The organism is Pseudomonas sp. MHK4 (assembly GCF_054600775.1).
In genome coordinates this window covers 235,824-250,404 of the sequence record NZ_BAAIAK010000003.1, presented here as the reverse complement: position 1 = coordinate 250,404, position 14,581 = coordinate 235,824, and the positions used below count along the sequence as shown (strand labels likewise).

Sequence of the window (14,581 nt, the reverse complement as noted above, 5' to 3'; positions counted from 1 at the left end):
GTACAGGCGGCACAAAACAATGTGGGAGCGGGCTTGCTCGCGAAGAGGCCATCACATTCAACATCAATGTTGACTGTCACACCGCCTTCGCGAGCAAGCCCGCTCCCACAGGGGATCTACGTCGTTAAGAAAACCGACTTACAACTTGATCCAGGTCGCCTTCAGCTCGGTGTACTTGTCGAACGCATGCAGCGACTTGTCGCGACCGTTACCGGACTGCTTGAAGCCACCGAACGGTGCCGTCATGTCGCCACCGTCGTACTGGTTGACCCACACGCTACCGGCGCGCAGTGCGCGGGCGGTCAGGTGAGCCTTGGAGATGTCCTTGGTCCACACTGCCGCGGCGAGGCCGTACGGCGTGTCGTTGGCGATCGCGATGGCTTCTTCGGCGGTATCGAAAGCGATGACCGACAGCACCGGCCCGAAGATTTCTTCCTGGGCGATTTTCATCGCGTTGCTCACGCCATCGAAAATCGTCGGCTCAACATAGGTGCCGCCGGTTTCCTGCAGCGTGCGCTTTCCTCCAGCAACAAGCTTGGCGCCGTCGGTGTGACCGGACTCGATGTAGGACAGCACGGTGTTCATCTGCTGGGTGTCCACCAGCGCACCGACGTTGGTTGCCGGGTCCAGCGGGTTGCCCGGTTTCCAGGCTTTCAGCGCTTCGATCACCATCGGCAGGAATTGGTCCTTGATTGAACGTTCCACCAGCAGGCGCGAACCGGCGGTGCAGACTTCGCCCTGATTGAACGCAATGGCGCCGGCAGCGGCTTCGGCGGCGTCCTGCAGGTTCGGTGCATCGGCAAACACGATGTTCGGGCTCTTGCCACCGGCTTCGAGCCAGACGCGCTTCATGTTCGACTCGCCGGAGTAGATCAGCAATTGCTTGGCGATCTTGGTCGAACCGGTGAACACCAGGGTGTCTACGTCGTTATGCAGGGCCAGGGCCTTGCCGACGGTGTGACCGTAACCTGGCAGCACGTTGAGCACGCCTTTCGGGATGCCGGCCTCGACGGCCAGGGCAGCGATGCGGATGGCGGTCAGTGGGGATTTTTCGGACGGCTTGAGAATCACCGAGTTACCGGTGGACAGCGCCGGGCCGAGTTTCCAGCAGGCCATCATCAGCGGGAAGTTCCACGGCACGATGGCGCCGACAACGCCAACTGGCTCGCGAGTGACCAGGCCCAGCTGATCATGCGGGGTGGCGGCCACTTCGTCGTAGATCTTGTCGATGGCTTCGCCGCTCCAGCTCAGGGCTTGCGCCGCGCCGGGAACGTCGATGTACAGGGAGTCGCTGATCGGCTTGCCCATGTCCAGGGTTTCAAGCAGGGCCAGCTCTTCGGCGTGCTGTTTCAGCAGGCCGGCGAAACGGATCATGGTGGCTTTGCGCTTGGTCGGCGCCAGGCGTGACCAGGCACCGGAATTGAAGGTGGCGCGGGCGTTTTCAACAGCGCGCTGGGCATCGGCGGCATCACAGCTGGCAATCTTGCCCAGCAGCCGACCATCGACGGGGCTGATGCACTCGAAGGTCTCGGCGGAAACGGCATCGGTGTATTCGCCATTGATGTAGGCGCGGCCTTCGATCTTCAGATCGCGAGCGCGTTGTTCCCAGTCGGCACGAGTCAGGGTGGTCATGCGAGTGTCCTCCTCTTATTGAATACGACACCCGCGTTCTTCGCGGGCGCTGTCAGGAATTCTGCCCGGCCAGCCTGCTTACGGCCCCAAGGCAACCACCACCCTAAACCAGCGGCAGGTGAAGTTTCAATATATTTGACATAACGCCGGCAAACGGCCTTGCGATGTTCATTTTAATAAACATAGACTTTGGTTCTTTAACCACTCGCACCGCAATGACCGGGGATTACAACAATGAGCATCCAGAACATCGTCGACTTCGGCCAGGCCACCACGGCCGCGGAACGCTATCGCCCAGACCCGGCAAAAGTCCTCAAGGGCGATCCGGAGCAAGCGGTGTACAACCACTACAACAGTCCTTGCGGCCAGCTGAATGCCGGCGTGTGGGAAGGCGCCGTCGGCCAGTGGCTGGTGAATTTCACCGAGCATGAATACTGCGAGATCGTCCAGGGCGTGTCCGTGCTGCGCGACAACGACGGCAACAGCAAAACCGTGCGCGCGGGCGATCGCTTCGTGATCCCGGCCGGGTTCCGGGGTACCTGGGAGGTGCTGGAGCCGTGCCGCAAGATCTATGTGGCGTTTGAACAGAAAGCCTGAGGGTTTGCGGTGTCAGGGAAGCCCTCTTCGCGAGCAAGCCCGCTCCCACATTTGTCCGGGTCCACACCACTCAAATGTGGGAGCGGACTTGCTCGCGAAGGGGCCCTGACAGGCAACACATAATCCCCAAAGCAACAAAAAAGGCCCGTATCTCGCGATACGGGCCTTTTTCGTAAGTCGGGAAAAATCAATTACTTGATTTTGCCTTCCTTGTAGATCACGTGCTTGCGAACAACCGGATCAAATTTCTTGATCTCGATTTTGTCCGGAGTAGTGCGCTTGTTCTTGTCGGTAGTGTAGAAGTGACCAGTACCGGCGCTCGAAATCAAACGAATCAATTCACGCATGATTAGCTCCCTTAGATCTTGCCAGCGGCGCGGATTTCGGCCAGCACGACAGTGATGCCACGCTTGTCGATGATACGCATGCCTTTGGCAGATACGCGCAGACGCACGAAACGTTTCTCTTCTTCAACCCAGAAGCGGTGATGCTGCAGGTTAGGCAGGAAACGACGACGGGTTTTGTTATTTGCGTGGGAAATGTTATTCCCAGTCACCGGACCCTTACCGGTAACTTGACAGACTCTAGACATGCCTCAGCCCTCTAAAACCACATGCCCAACCCGGCATGGGTTGGCCGCTTAATCTCTCAGTCATTTGGCGCCAGGCGCCGCGTTTCTTTAAGGGTCTTACCGGCTACACCTACAAACGAAGGAACCGGGCCCCTAGAAAAGAGCGCTGCTTTATACCAGAAAGACTGGAGAGCAACAACATTCGGTGTGCGTTGAGTTGATAAAAACCCTGTTTTTCAGCCGCCAGGGGCCTTGGAACAAGGCTATCGACGATTTCGACCGCTCGTCGCAGAGAATCTGCCTGACAGGCCAATCCAGCTTTTTTCCAACCAATGCCCACCCGAATCGATCGGCTATAGTCCCCTGAAATCGAAAAAGGGGATAGTCATTTGCAATCCAGCCCACTAGGGTAAGCCTTTTCCAGACTGCACTTGCAGATGGGCCTTCGATCTGTAAAGGAACCCGACCATGCGCCTCGCTGCCCTACCGCTGTTGCTTGCCCCGCTCCTGCTGGGCCCACAGGCCTTCGCCGCCGCCCTGAGCGTCTGCACCGAGGCCAGCCCGGAAGGGTTCGATGTGGTGCAATACAACTCGCTGACCACCACCAACGCCTCGGCCGACGTGTTGATGAACCGACTGGTGGATTTCGACACCGCCAGCGGAAAAGTGGTTGCCAGTCTTGCGGACAGCTGGGAGGTCACCCCTGATGGCCTGACCTACGTCTTCAAGTTGCACCCGCAGGTAAAATTTCACCGCACCGAGTATTTCAGCCCGACGCGGGAACTGACGGCCGAGGACGTGAAGTTCAGCTTCGACCGCATGCTCGACCCGGCCAACCTATGGCACAAAGTCGCCCAGAGCGGCTTTCCACATGCGCAATCGATGCAATTGCCCGCGCTTATCAAGAAGATCGACGCGCTGGACCCGCTGACCGTTCGTTTTACCCTGGACCACCCGGACTCCACCTTCCTCGCCACCCTGAGCATGGGTTTCGCCTCGATCTACTCGGCCGAGTACGCCGACAAGTTGATGAAAGCCGGCACGCCGGAGAAGCTCAACAGCCAACCGATCGGCACGGGGCCGTTCGTGTTCACGCGGTTCCAGAAGGACGCCACGGTTCGCTACAAAGCCAATGCCGAGTACTTCGGCGGCAAGCCCGCCGTCGACCCGCTGATCTTTGCCATCACCCCAGACGCCAACGTGCGCTTGCAGAAACTGCGCCGCAATGAATGCCAGATCGCCCTGTCGCCCAAGCCTCTGGATGTCCAGGCAGCGTTGAAAGAGCCGACCTTGAAAGTCGAAAAAACTGACGCTTTCATGACCGCTTTCGTGGCCATCAACAGTCAGCACCCGCCTCTGGACAAGCCTGAAGTGCGCCAGGCGATCAACCTCGCCTTCGACAAGGCCAACTACGTCAAGGCCGTGTTCGAGGACACCGCCGAACCCGCCAATGGCCCCTACCCGCCAAACACCTGGAGCTATGCGAAATCGTTGCCGGGTTACCCCCATGACATCGACAAGGCCAAGGCGTTGATGGCCAAGGCCGGGCTCAAGGAGGGTTTCCAGACCACGATCTGGACCCGTCCGTCCGGCAGCCTGCTCAATCCTAACCCGAGCCTGGGTGCCCAGTTGCTTCAGTCCGACCTGGCGGAAATCGGCATCCAGGCGGAAATTCGCGTGATCGAATGGGGCGAGCTGATTCGCCGCGCCAAGGCCGGTGAACATGACCTGCTGTTCATGGGCTGGGCTGGCGATAACGGCGACCCGGACAACTTCCTCACGCCGCAGTTTTCCTGCGCCGCGGTCAAGTCCGGCACCAACTTTGCGCGTTATTGCAACCAGGACCTGGACAAGTTGATCAGCGCCGGCAAGACCACCGGCGAGCAAGGTGTGCGCACCAAACTCTACGAACAGGCCCAGACGCAGATCCAGCAACAGGCACTGTGGCTGCCGCTGGCTCATCCGACTGCCTTCGCACTGACGAGCAAGTCTGTCGAGGGATACTCGGTAAGCCCGTTCGGGCGGCAGGACTACGCCAAGGTCAACATCAAATAATCCGCCCCAACGCAAAACCTTGTAGGAGCGTCGACCGGCTGCTCCTACAGGGGTTTACATCCACCCATACTCCGCCAACGACAACGGGTCGCCGTCTCCGATGATGAAATGGTCGAGTACCCGCACATCGATCAGGTCCAACGCCTTTTGCAGGCGATTGGTCAGCTGACGGTCGGCCTGGCTGGGATCAGTGTTGCCCGACGGATGGTTGTGGCAGAGAATCAAGGCCGCAGCATTTTGCGCCAGCGCACGCTTGACCACTTGCCGCGGATGGACGCTGGTGTTGTCGATCGAGCCGCGAAACAGCACCTCAAATGCCAGCACCTGATGCCTGGAGTCGAGGAACAGGCAGCCGAACACCTCGTGGGGCTCATGGCGCAGCATCGACTTGAGGTATTCACGCACCGCCTGCGGATTTTCCAGCGCCGACTTTTCGCGCGCACGCTCGGCCAGATGACGCCTGCTCATTTCTTGAGCAGCCTGCAACTGAGCGAATTTTGCCGGCCCCAGCCCCAACTGTTCGCTGAACGTTTCCTGATCGGCCTCCAGCAGCAAACGCAGGCTGCCAAACTGAGTCAACAGGTGCCGCGCCAGATCCACGGCACTTTTACCCACCACACCGGTTCGTAAAAATATCGCCAGCAACTCGGCGTCGGAAAGACTTCCCGCGCCCTGTTCAAGCAACCTTTCCCGCGGTCGTTCCGCCGACGGCCAATCGCGAATACTCATAGCACCTCCCTGTCTGTGGGCGCCGCTGTTCCGTAGCGGTCGCTGTGATATCGTAGCCCATCTTTTTTGCGGGCGATTTCACTCCTGGGGAGGGGGTATCGCAACGCAGTCATCAACGAAATGAAAGGCAGGCCTATGCAGCGGCTGTATCGGAAACGCATTGTTCTGGGCGTCGGCGGCGGTATCGCTGCCTACAAGAGCGCCGACCTGGTTCGCCGCCTGATCGACCAGGGCGCCGAAGTGCGCGTGGTCATGACCCGTGGCGGCGCTGAGTTCATCACTCCGCTGACCATGCAGGCCCTGTCCGGGCACCCAGTCCACCTGGACCTTCTGGACCCGGCGGCCGAAGCCGCGATGGGCCACATCGAACTGGCAAAATGGGCCGACCTGGTGCTGATCGCCCCCGCCACCGCCGATTTGATCGCGCGACTGGCCCAGGGCATTGCCGACGACCTGCTGACTACGCTGGTACTGGCGACCGACGCCGTGGTAGCCGTCGCACCGGCAATGAACCAGGCCATGTGGCGCGACCCGGCCACCCAGGCCAACCTGCAAACCCTCGAGAGCCGTGACATCAAGGCCTTCGGCCCGGCCTCCGGCAGCCAGGCCTGCGGCGACGTCGGCCTGGGGCGCATGCTCGAAGCCACGGAACTGGCCCAGTGCGCTGCAGACTGCTTCCAGCGTCAGGCACTGACCGGCAAGCACGTGCTGATCACCGCCGGCCCGACCCAGGAAAATATCGACCCAGTGCGCTACATCACCAACCACAGCTCCGGAAAAATGGGCTTTGCCCTGGCCGAAGCGGCGGTTGAAGCCGGCGCCCGCGTCACCCTGATCACCGGCCCTGTGCATCTGCCGACTCCGGATCGTGTTACGCGCATTGACGTCGTCAGCGCCCGCGACATGCTCGCCGCGTGTGAAGCGGCGATTCCTTGCGACCTGTTTATCGCCTCGGCAGCGGTCGCGGATTACCGCCCGGAAGTCGTTGCGCCACAGAAACTCAAGAAAGATCCTACGAACGGCGACGGCTTGTTGCTACAAATGGTGCGCAACCCGGACATCCTGGCCAGCATCGCCACACGCCCCGACCGTCCGTTCAGTGTCGGTTTCGCCGCCGAAACCGAACACCTGCTCGATTACGCTGCCCGCAAGCTGAAAGACAAGAACCTCGATTTGATCGTCGCCAACGACGTCGCCAACCCGAGCATTGGCTTCAACAGCGAAGAAAACGCCTGCAGCGTGATCGACCGTGAGCTTCACGCCACACTCTTCGCCCAGACCAGCAAGAGCAAGATTGCTCGCCAGCTGATCACTTTTATCGCCGAACGTCTGAACCAGGTTTAATTTACATGCACGCTTTGCAAGCCAAGATCCTCGATCCCCGCATTGGTACCGAATTCCCGCTGCCACAGTACGCCACGCCAGGCTCCGCCGGCCTCGACCTGCGCGCCATGCTGGAGCAGGACATCGTGATCAAACCGGGGGAAACCGTACTGATCCCCACTGGCCTGTCGGTCTACATCGGCGACCCGAACCTGGCGGCGCTGATTCTGCCGCGCTCCGGCCTGGGCCATAAGCACGGCATCGTCCTGGGTAACCTGGTCGGGCTGATCGACTCCGACTACCAGGGACCGCTGATGGTCTCGTGCTGGAACCGTGGCCAGACCGACTTCACCATGGCCATCGGCGAACGCCTGGCGCAACTGGTGCTGGTGCCAGTGGTGCAGGCGCATTTCGAGATGGTCGAAGAGTTCGTCGAGACCCAGCGTGGTACCGGCGGCTTCGGTCATTCCGGCAGCCACTGACACGTTATCTACACGCCTGAAATCAAGGGATTGATCGGCCAAAAGCCGCTCGCGTCGCTGGCATGGCCTTTTCGCACCACGAACTCTGCGCGAAAAACGCCGTCATACCTTTCAGTTTGAACCTGCCGGCGATCATTCGCCGGCCTGTCCAGCCACTTTCAAGATGGAGCATTCCCCTAGATGACCACCCCAGTGCGCGTTGCCCCCAAGTTCCCCGACAGTATTTTCCGCGCCTACGACATACGCGGCACAGTCCCGGAATTTCTCAACGCTGAAACGGCTTACTGGCTCGGTCGCGCCATCGGAGCTCAGAGCCTGGCCCAGAATGAACCTAACGTGTCCGTTGGCCGTGACGGTCGCCTGTCCGGTCCGGAGCTGGTTGAACAGTTGATCCAAGGCCTGGCCGACAGCGGCTGCCACGTCAGCGACGTTGGCCTGGTGCCAACCCCGGCGTTGTACTACGCGGCCAATGTACTGGCTGGCAAGTCCGGCGTGATGCTCACCGGTAGCCACAATCCATCGAATTACAACGGCTTCAAGATCGTCATTGCCGGCGACACCCTGGCCAATGAACAGATCCAGGCCCTGCATGACCGCCTCAAGACCAACAACCTGACCAGCGGCAAGGGCAGCATCACCCAGGTCGAGATCCTCGACCGCTACACCACCGAAATCGTCCAGGACATAAAATTGGCCCGCCGCCTGAAAGTCGTGGTGGACTGCGGCAACGGCGCGGCCGGCGTGATCGCCCCGCAATTGATCGAGGCGCTGAACTGCGAAGTCATCCCGCTGTTCTGTGAGGTCGATGGCAACTTCCCCAACCATCACCCAGACCCGGGCAAGCCGGAAAACCTCGTCGACCTGATCGCCAAGGTCAAGGAAACCAACGCCGATATCGGCCTGGCTTTCGACGGCGACGGCGACCGCGTCGGTGTGGTGACCAACGCCGGCAGCATCGTCTTCCCGGACCGCCTGCTGATGTTGTTTGCCCGCGACGTGGTAGCGCGCAACCCGAATGCTGAAATCATTTTCGACGTCAAATGCACTCGCCGCCTGATCCCGCTGATCAAGGAATACGGTGGTCGTCCGCTGATGTGGAAGACCGGTCATTCGTTGATCAAGAAAAAAATGAAACAATCCGGCGCCCTGTTGGCCGGCGAAATGAGCGGGCACATCTTCTTCAAGGAGCGCTGGTTCGGTTTCGACGACGGCATTTACAGCGCCGCGCGGTTGCTGGAAATCCTCAGCAAGGAAAAATCCTCGGCGGAGGAGCTGTTCGCGACCTTCCCGAACGATATTTCTACGCCGGAAATCAATATCCATGTGACCGAAGAGAGCAAATTCAGCATCATTGATGCATTGCACGACGCGAAGTGGGGCGAAGGCGCTGACCTGACCACCATTGACGGCGTGCGAGTCGACTATGCCAAAGGCTGGGGCCTGGTTCGCGCCTCCAACACCACACCGGTGCTGGTCCTGCGTTTCGAGGCCGATGACGAGGCTGAATTGCAACGCATCAAGGACGTTTTCCACGTCCAGTTGAAGCGTGTTGCACCTGAACTCCAACTACCGTTCTGATTCACCCGGAGCCCTGAATGACCCTCGAACGCGAAGCCGCCGCCAACACCGCCAAGGTCCTGTCCGAAGCGCTGCCTTACATTCGCCGCTATGTCGGCAAGACACTGGTGATCAAATACGGCGGCAACGCGATGGAAAGCGAGGAGCTCAAGACCGGCTTCGCCCGCGACATCGTGCTGATGAAGGCCGTGGGGATCAACCCGGTCGTGGTTCACGGTGGCGGTCCGCAAATCGGTGATTTGCTCAAGCGCCTGTCGATCGAGAGCCACTTTGTCGACGGCATGCGGGTTACCGATGCGGCGACCATGGACGTGGTCGAGATGGTCCTCGGTGGCCAGGTCAACAAGGACATCGTAAACCTGATCAACCGTCACGGCGGCAGCGCCATCGGCCTGACCGGCAAAGACGCCGAGCTGATTCGTGCGAAAAAGCTCACCGTAACCCGCCAGACGCCGGAGATGACCACCCCGGAAATCATCGACATTGGCCACGTGGGCGAAGTCGTCGGCATCAACACCGACCTGCTGAACCTGCTGGTCAAAGGTGATTTCATCCCGGTGATCGCGCCAATCGGCGTTGGCGCCAATGGCGAGTCGTACAACATCAATGCCGACCTGGTGGCCGGCAAGGTGGCCGAGGCGCTGAAAGCCGAGAAACTGATGTTGCTGACCAACATCGCCGGCCTGATGGACAAGTCGGGCACGGTCCTGACCGGCCTGACGACCCAGCAGGTCGACGAACTGATCGCCGACGGCACCATCTATGGTGGCATGTTGCCAAAGATCCGTTGCGCACTGGAAGCGGTCCAGGGCGGTGTGGGCAGCTCGCTGATCATTGACGGGCGTGTGCCAAACGCGATCCTGCTGGAAATCTTCACCGATACCGGTGTGGGCACCTTGATCAGCAATCGCAAGCGTCCGTAAGCGTTAGCGCAATAAAAAAGACCCCGCTCGGCCTGGCTGAACGGGGTCTTTTTTTGCCTGCGATCCTGTAGGAGCAGCCGGTCGACGCTCGATTGCTCGCGAAAAACGTCAGCGATAACGCGGGGTGTCTGGTAGCCCGCGTTGTTCTGGCGTCCATCGCGAGCAAGCTCGCTCCTACAGGGGGCCGTGTTACACGCCGAATTGGGCGCGGTAGGCTTCTACGGCTGGAAGGTGTTGCTTGAGCTGCGGATCGTCGGCCAGGAACTCCAGCACCTGGTTCAGCGAAACGATGCTGATCACTGGAATACCGAAATCACGCTCCACTTCCTGGATCGCTGACAATTCACCGTTGCCACGCTCCTGGCGGTTCAGGGCGATCAGCACGCCGGCCGCCTTGGCGCCGTCCTGGGAAGCGATGATCTGCATCACTTCGCGAATCGCGGTGCCGGCAGTGATCACGTCGTCGATGATCAGCACTTCGCCGGTCAGCGGTGCGCCGACCAGGCTGCCGCCTTCGCCGTGGGCCTTGGCTTCCTTGCGGTTGAAGCACCATGGCAGGTCACGGCCGTGATGCTCGGCCAATGCCACGGCAGTGGTCGCCGCCAAAGGGATGCCCTTGTACGCCGGACCGAACAGGACATCGAAGGCAATGCCGCTTTCGGCAATGGCTGCGGCGTAGAAACGACCCAGCTGCGCCAGGGCCGAACCCGAGTTGAACAGGCCGGCATTGAAGAAGTAAGGACTGGTGCGCCCGGACTTCAGGGTGAACTCACCGAAGCGCAAAACGCCGCGATCGATGGCAAAACGAATGAAATCGCGCTGATACGCTTGCATGAAAAAAACCCCAAATACCACGGATTTAGCTAATTAGGTTGACGCCGTGTATCATACACGCACGCGATTTTTGGGGCCATTTATGCGGATCATCAGTGTGAACGTCAATGGTATTCAGGCTGCAGTCGAGCGAGGTTTGCTCAGTTGGCTGCAGGCACAGAATGCCGACGTCATCTGCCTGCAGGACACCCGTGCCTCCGCCTTTGAACTGGACGATCCAGCCTTCCAACTGGATGGATACTTCCTTTATGCCTGCGACGCCGAAGTTCCCGCCCAAGGCGGCGTGGCTTTGTACTCGCGGTTGCAACCGAAGGCTGTCATCAGCGGTCTCGGTTTCGAGACGGCAGACCGCTACGGGCGCTACCTGCAAGCAGATTTCGACAAAGTCAGTATTGCAACCCTGTTGCTTCCTTCCGGAATGAACGGCGACGAGGACTTGAACCAGAAGTTCAAGCTCATGGACGACTTCGCCAAGTACCTGGACAAGCAGCGGCGCAAACGCCGCGAGTACATTTATTGTGGCTCGCTGTACGTGGCGCAACAGAAACTGGACATCAAGAACTGGCGCGACAGCCAGCAATCTCCGGGCTTCCTGGCGCCTGAACGGGCCTGGATGGACGAGATTGTCGGCAACATGGGTTATGTCGATGCCTTGCGCGAAGTCAGCCGTGAAGGCGACCAGTACAGCTGGTGGCCGGATAACGAACAGGCCGAAATGCTCAACCTCGGCTGGCGTTTCGACTACCAGATCCTGACCCCGGGCCTGCGCCGCTTCGTACGCAGTGCGCGCCTGCCACGTCAGCCACGGTTCTCGCAACACGCGCCGTTGATCGTGGACTACGACTGGACGCTGACTATCTGATCGTCGTTTCGCAAACACAAAAAAGCCGACAGCAATGTCGGCTTTTTTGTGGGCATCAGTTCGCCCCCTGTAAGAGCGAGTTGCTTATTTGATCAGGCGCCAGGTAAATGGATACCGATAAGGCACCCCCTCATTGGCTTTCACACCGCCAATGATGGTCAATACCAGCGCCCCGATCGCCACCAGCCCGAACAGGAAAAACCCGATAATCACCAGCATCAGCAGCAGGCAAATGGCAGAAGCAATGGCGACGGTGATCTGGAAATTCAGCGCCTCCTTGCCCTGCGCGTCGATGAACGGGTCCATCTCGCGCTTCATCTGCCACAGGACCAGTGGGCCAAGCAGCGTGCCGAACGGAATCCAGATGCCCAGCAAGGCGGACAAGTGACAAAACATTGCCCACTGCCGAACCTCTTTGCTCGGCGCGGGAAGCAACTGTTGCTCGTCACTCATGGCGTCCTCCTTGCCTGTGGCCATCCAATCAGTCAGCCAGTGCAGCCTTTTGCAGATCGAAGATTTCGTTCATGCCTTTTTTCGCCAGTTCCAGCATGGCGTTCAGCTCTTCAGGCTGGAACGGCGCGCCTTCGGCAGTGCCCTGTACCTCGATGAAGCCGCCCGTGCTGGTCATCACCACGTTCAGGTCAGTCTCGGCAGCCGAGTCTTCCAGGTAGTCGAGGTCGAGCACAGGCTCGCCTTGATACATGCCCACCGACACCGCACCGATCATTTGCTTGAGCGGGTCGCCGCCTTTGAGGCCGCCGCGCTTCTTGATCACTTTCAAGGCATCGACCAGGGCAACCATGGCGCCGGTGATGGACGCGGTGCGTGTACCGCCGTCAGCCTGGATCACGTCACAGTCGACGTACAGGGTGACGTCGCCCAGCTTGGTCATGTCCAGCGCTGCGCGCAGGGAACGGCCGATCAGTCGCTGGATTTCCAGGGTACGCCCGCCTTGCTTGCCACGGCTCGCTTCACGCTGGTTACGCTCGCCAGTGGCGCGCGGCAGCATGCCGTACTCGGCCGTCAACCAGCCTTGGCCCTGGCCCTTGAGGAACCGCGGCACGCCGTTTTCGACGCTGACGGTGCAGATGACCTTGGTGTCGCCGAACTCGACCAGCACGGACCCCTCGGCGTGTTTGGTGTAGTTGCGGGTAATGCGGATCGAGCGGAGCTGATCGGCAGCGCGACCACTTGGACGTTTCATAAGGGATACCTGTACGGGGACGGAAAACTGCGGAGCATTATAGAGCCGCCAGCCTCGACTGGGCACTTCTAAAAAAATCATCGGACCAGCGATGGCTCTGAACGGCCCGCTGCCGACGACCTGCAGGTCTTTGTCACACCGTGTGTTTGGGCGCATCCACGCCACTGCGCTACAATCCTGCGCCTTTGCTGCCAGTCAGCTTAAATTCATTGATATCGGATCGCCGCAACCTCAGTTGCGCGCCGATCTGCATTGCGAGGTCCCTCCATGGTGCACAGCATGACCGCCTTCGCCCGCGTCGAGAAAGCCGGGGTCCAGGGCACCCTGAGCTGGGAACTGCGCTCGGTCAACAGCCGTTACCTCGAGCCCCACCTGCGCCTGCCCGAGTCCTTTCGCGACCTTGAAGGCGCTGTCCGTGAAGCCTTGCGCCAAGGCGTGTCGCGGGGCAAGCTCGAATGCACCCTGCGCTTCACCGAAGAAAACACTGGCAAAGCGCTGCAAGTGGATCAGGAACGCGCCGCGCAACTGGTTGCAGCCGCCGAGACCATCGCCAGCCTGATCAAGAATCCGGCGGCGCTGAACCCGCTCGAAGTTCTCGCGTGGCCCGGCGTACTGGTGGGCGATGCAACTGACCCGCAAGCGCTGAACGCCGAAGCATTGGCGCTGTTCAACCAGGGCCTCAAAGAGCTCAAGGCCGGCCGCGAGCGCGAAGGCGCAGAACTGGCACGGCTGATCAACGAGCGCCTGACGTCCATCGAAGAAGACGTGGTGACCCTGCGCGAGCTGGTTCCGCAAATGCTCGCCACCCAGCGCCAGAAAGTGCTCGACCGCTTCGCCGACATGAAGGCGGAGATGGACCCGCAGCGCCTGGAACAGGAAATGGTCATGCTCGCGCAGAAAAGCGACGTCGCCGAAGAACTGGATCGCCTGAGCACCCACATCATCGAAGTTCGCCGGGTGCTCAAGTCCGGCGGTGCCGCCGGGCGGCGCCTGGACTTCCTGATGCAGGAGCTCAACCGCGAAGCCAATACACTGGGCTCCAAAGCCTTCGACCCGCGCAGCACCCAGGCTGCGGTCAACCTCAAGGTGTTGATCGAGCAGATGCGCGAACAAGTGCAGAATATTGAGTAAGGCAAACCCCACATGACCCACAGCACTGGCACCCTGTACATCATTTCCGCCCCTTCTGGCGCGGGCAAGAGCAGCCTGGTCAAGGCCCTGACCGATGCTGATCCGGAGATCCGCGTCTCGGTCTCCCACACCACCCGCGCGATGCGTCCCGGTGAAGTGAATGGCGTGAACTATCACTTCGTCGACCGCAGCGAGTTCGTGAAGATGATCGAGCACGGCGATTTCCTCGAGCGCGCCGAAGTATTCGGCAATCTCTACGGCACTTCGCAAAGCCATCTGCAGCAGACCCTGGACGAAGGCCACGACCTGATTCTGGAAATCGACTGGCAAGGCGCCGAGCAAGTGCGCAAGCTGATGCCCCAGGCCCGCTCGATCTTCATTCTGCCGCCTTCATTGCAGGCCTTGCACCAGCGCCTGACCAATCGTGGCCAGGACAGTGACGAGATCATTGACGGCCGGATGCGTGAAGCCGTCAGCGAAATGAGCCACTACGTCGACTACGACTACCTGGTCATCAACGACGATTTCGCCCACGCGCTGCACGACCTGAAGGCGATTTTCCGCGCCAATCAGCTGCAGCAGAAACGCCAACAGCAACGTTTTGGCAAATTGCTGGCTGAATTGCTCGGTTAATCAGCACTTCCCAAAACAGCTGCAAGG

The 14,581-nt window shown here is 60.0% G+C and carries 15 protein-coding genes and 1 pseudogene; 9 read left to right on the top strand and 7 right to left on the bottom strand.

Translation table 11 applies throughout. The features are described from left to right. Positions 1–138: 138 nt before the first annotated feature. Entirely contained in the window at positions 139–1,632 is a 1,494-nt protein-coding gene (locus ACYP2Q_RS09775; protein WP_459730273.1) for an aldehyde dehydrogenase, read from the bottom strand. A 234-nt stretch (positions 1,633–1,866) separates the two neighbouring features. Here ACYP2Q_RS09775 and ACYP2Q_RS09770 point away from each other — a divergent pair, with 234 nt between their 5' ends. Then, positions 1,867–2,229, top strand: coding sequence for a cupin domain-containing protein (locus ACYP2Q_RS09770; RefSeq protein ID WP_459730272.1), 363 nt, complete (start codon positions 1,867–1,869; stop codon positions 2,227–2,229). Positions 2,230–2,420: 191 nt separating this feature from the next. On the opposite strand, the gene rpmG is transcribed toward ACYP2Q_RS09770, so the two are convergent. Next, positions 2,421–2,576, bottom strand: coding sequence for a 50S ribosomal protein L33 (gene rpmG, locus ACYP2Q_RS09765; protein WP_007894709.1), 156 nt, complete (start codon positions 2,574–2,576; stop codon positions 2,421–2,423). A gap of 11 nt (positions 2,577–2,587) precedes the next feature. After that, complete coding sequence (rpmB, locus tag ACYP2Q_RS09760) at positions 2,588–2,821, bottom strand: 50S ribosomal protein L28 (protein ID WP_003176907.1); 234 nt, start codon at positions 2,819–2,821, stop codon at positions 2,588–2,590. 447 nt (positions 2,822–3,268) lie between these two features. On the opposite strand from rpmB, the gene ACYP2Q_RS09755 reads away from it, so the two are divergent. Continuing rightward, the gene (locus ACYP2Q_RS09755) at positions 3,269–4,855 is read left to right on the top strand and encodes an ABC transporter substrate-binding protein (RefSeq protein ID WP_459730271.1); all 1,587 of its coding nucleotides are present in this window, start codon (positions 3,269–3,271) and stop codon (positions 4,853–4,855) included. 54 nt (positions 4,856–4,909) lie between these two features. Here ACYP2Q_RS09755 and radC read toward each other — a convergent pair whose 3' ends face one another. Further along, complete coding sequence (gene radC, locus ACYP2Q_RS09750) at positions 4,910–5,584, bottom strand: RadC family protein (RefSeq protein WP_459730270.1); 675 nt, start codon at positions 5,582–5,584, stop codon at positions 4,910–4,912. Positions 5,585–5,719: 135 nt separating this feature from the next. Here radC and coaBC point away from each other — a divergent pair, with 135 nt between their 5' ends. The 4 genes and pseudogenes from coaBC (at position 5,720) to argB (ending at position 9,890) form a co-directional block, all read left to right on the top strand. Further along, a complete protein-coding gene (gene coaBC, locus ACYP2Q_RS09745) occupies positions 5,720–6,928 on the top strand; it encodes a bifunctional phosphopantothenoylcysteine decarboxylase/phosphopantothenate--cysteine ligase CoaBC (RefSeq protein ID WP_008054605.1) in 1,209 nt (402 codons plus the stop codon). A 5-nt stretch (positions 6,929–6,933) separates the two neighbouring features. After that, positions 6,934–7,389 (top strand): dUTP diphosphatase, encoded by a 456-nt coding sequence (dut, locus tag ACYP2Q_RS09740; protein WP_459730269.1) that lies wholly within the window; start codon positions 6,934–6,936, stop codon positions 7,387–7,389. Between the two features lie 201 nt (positions 7,390–7,590). After that, positions 7,591–8,967: pseudogene (locus ACYP2Q_RS09735) on the top strand (phosphomannomutase/phosphoglucomutase); the annotation flags it as partial. A gap of 17 nt (positions 8,968–8,984) precedes the next feature. Next, positions 8,985–9,890 (top strand): acetylglutamate kinase, encoded by a 906-nt coding sequence (gene argB / locus ACYP2Q_RS09730; RefSeq protein WP_459730268.1) that lies wholly within the window; start codon positions 8,985–8,987, stop codon positions 9,888–9,890. Positions 9,891–10,079: 189 nt separating this feature from the next. On the opposite strand, the gene pyrE is transcribed toward argB, so the two are convergent. Then, complete coding sequence (gene pyrE, locus ACYP2Q_RS09725) at positions 10,080–10,724, bottom strand: orotate phosphoribosyltransferase (protein ID WP_459730267.1); 645 nt, start codon at positions 10,722–10,724, stop codon at positions 10,080–10,082. Between the two features lie 82 nt (positions 10,725–10,806). Here pyrE and ACYP2Q_RS09720 point away from each other — a divergent pair, with 82 nt between their 5' ends. Continuing rightward, a complete protein-coding gene (locus tag ACYP2Q_RS09720; protein WP_008062840.1) occupies positions 10,807–11,586 on the top strand; it encodes an exodeoxyribonuclease III in 780 nt (259 codons plus the stop codon). An 84-nt stretch (positions 11,587–11,670) separates the two neighbouring features. Here ACYP2Q_RS09720 and ACYP2Q_RS09715 read toward each other — a convergent pair whose 3' ends face one another. Both ACYP2Q_RS09715 and rph read right to left on the bottom strand, forming a co-directional pair. Next, positions 11,671–12,039, bottom strand: a complete 369-nt coding sequence (locus tag ACYP2Q_RS09715) for a DUF4870 domain-containing protein (RefSeq protein WP_459730266.1) — start codon at positions 12,037–12,039, stop codon at positions 11,671–11,673. A gap of 28 nt (positions 12,040–12,067) precedes the next feature. Continuing rightward, entirely contained in the window at positions 12,068–12,790 is a 723-nt protein-coding gene (gene rph, locus ACYP2Q_RS09710) for a ribonuclease PH (protein WP_459730265.1), read from the bottom strand. Between the two features lie 267 nt (positions 12,791–13,057). Here rph and ACYP2Q_RS09705 point away from each other — a divergent pair, with 267 nt between their 5' ends. Further along, positions 13,058–13,921 carry a YicC/YloC family endoribonuclease gene (locus ACYP2Q_RS09705; protein ID WP_459730264.1) on the top strand — a complete coding sequence of 288 codons (864 nt, stop codon included), beginning with the start codon at positions 13,058–13,060 and terminating at the stop codon, positions 13,919–13,921. Positions 13,922–13,933: 12 nt separating this feature from the next. Further along, on the top strand, positions 13,934–14,554 hold the full coding sequence (gmk, locus tag ACYP2Q_RS09700) for a guanylate kinase (RefSeq protein WP_046818551.1): 621 nt from the start codon (positions 13,934–13,936) through the stop codon (positions 14,552–14,554). The last annotated feature ends 27 nt before the right edge of the window (positions 14,555–14,581 follow it).

Coding starts and splice junctions, on each gene's coding strand:
- ACYP2Q_RS09720 (WP_008062840.1), top strand. CDS start 10,807: ATGCGGATCATCAGTGTGAACGTCAATGGTATTCAGGCTGCAGTCGAG.
- ACYP2Q_RS09715 (WP_459730266.1), bottom strand. CDS start 12,039: ATGAGTGACGAGCAACAGTTGCTTCCCGCGCCGAGCAAAGAGGTTCGG.
- ACYP2Q_RS09770 (WP_459730272.1), top strand. CDS start 1,867: ATGAGCATCCAGAACATCGTCGACTTCGGCCAGGCCACCACGGCCGCG.
- dut (WP_459730269.1), top strand. CDS start 6,934: ATGCACGCTTTGCAAGCCAAGATCCTCGATCCCCGCATTGGTACCGAA.
- ACYP2Q_RS09705 (WP_459730264.1), top strand. CDS start 13,058: ATGGTGCACAGCATGACCGCCTTCGCCCGCGTCGAGAAAGCCGGGGTC.
- coaBC (WP_008054605.1), top strand. CDS start 5,720: ATGCAGCGGCTGTATCGGAAACGCATTGTTCTGGGCGTCGGCGGCGGT.
- rph (WP_459730265.1), bottom strand. CDS start 12,790: ATGAAACGTCCAAGTGGTCGCGCTGCCGATCAGCTCCGCTCGATCCGC.
- pyrE (WP_459730267.1), bottom strand. CDS start 10,724: ATGCAAGCGTATCAGCGCGATTTCATTCGTTTTGCCATCGATCGCGGC.
- ACYP2Q_RS09775 (WP_459730273.1), bottom strand. CDS start 1,632: ATGACCACCCTGACTCGTGCCGACTGGGAACAACGCGCTCGCGATCTG.
- ACYP2Q_RS09755 (WP_459730271.1), top strand. CDS start 3,269: ATGCGCCTCGCTGCCCTACCGCTGTTGCTTGCCCCGCTCCTGCTGGGC.
- gmk (WP_046818551.1), top strand. CDS start 13,934: ATGACCCACAGCACTGGCACCCTGTACATCATTTCCGCCCCTTCTGGC.
- rpmB (WP_003176907.1), bottom strand. CDS start 2,821: ATGTCTAGAGTCTGTCAAGTTACCGGTAAGGGTCCGGTGACTGGGAAT.
- rpmG (WP_007894709.1), bottom strand. CDS start 2,576: ATGCGTGAATTGATTCGTTTGATTTCGAGCGCCGGTACTGGTCACTTC.
- argB (WP_459730268.1), top strand. CDS start 8,985: ATGACCCTCGAACGCGAAGCCGCCGCCAACACCGCCAAGGTCCTGTCC.
- radC (WP_459730270.1), bottom strand. CDS start 5,584: ATGAGTATTCGCGATTGGCCGTCGGCGGAACGACCGCGGGAAAGGTTG.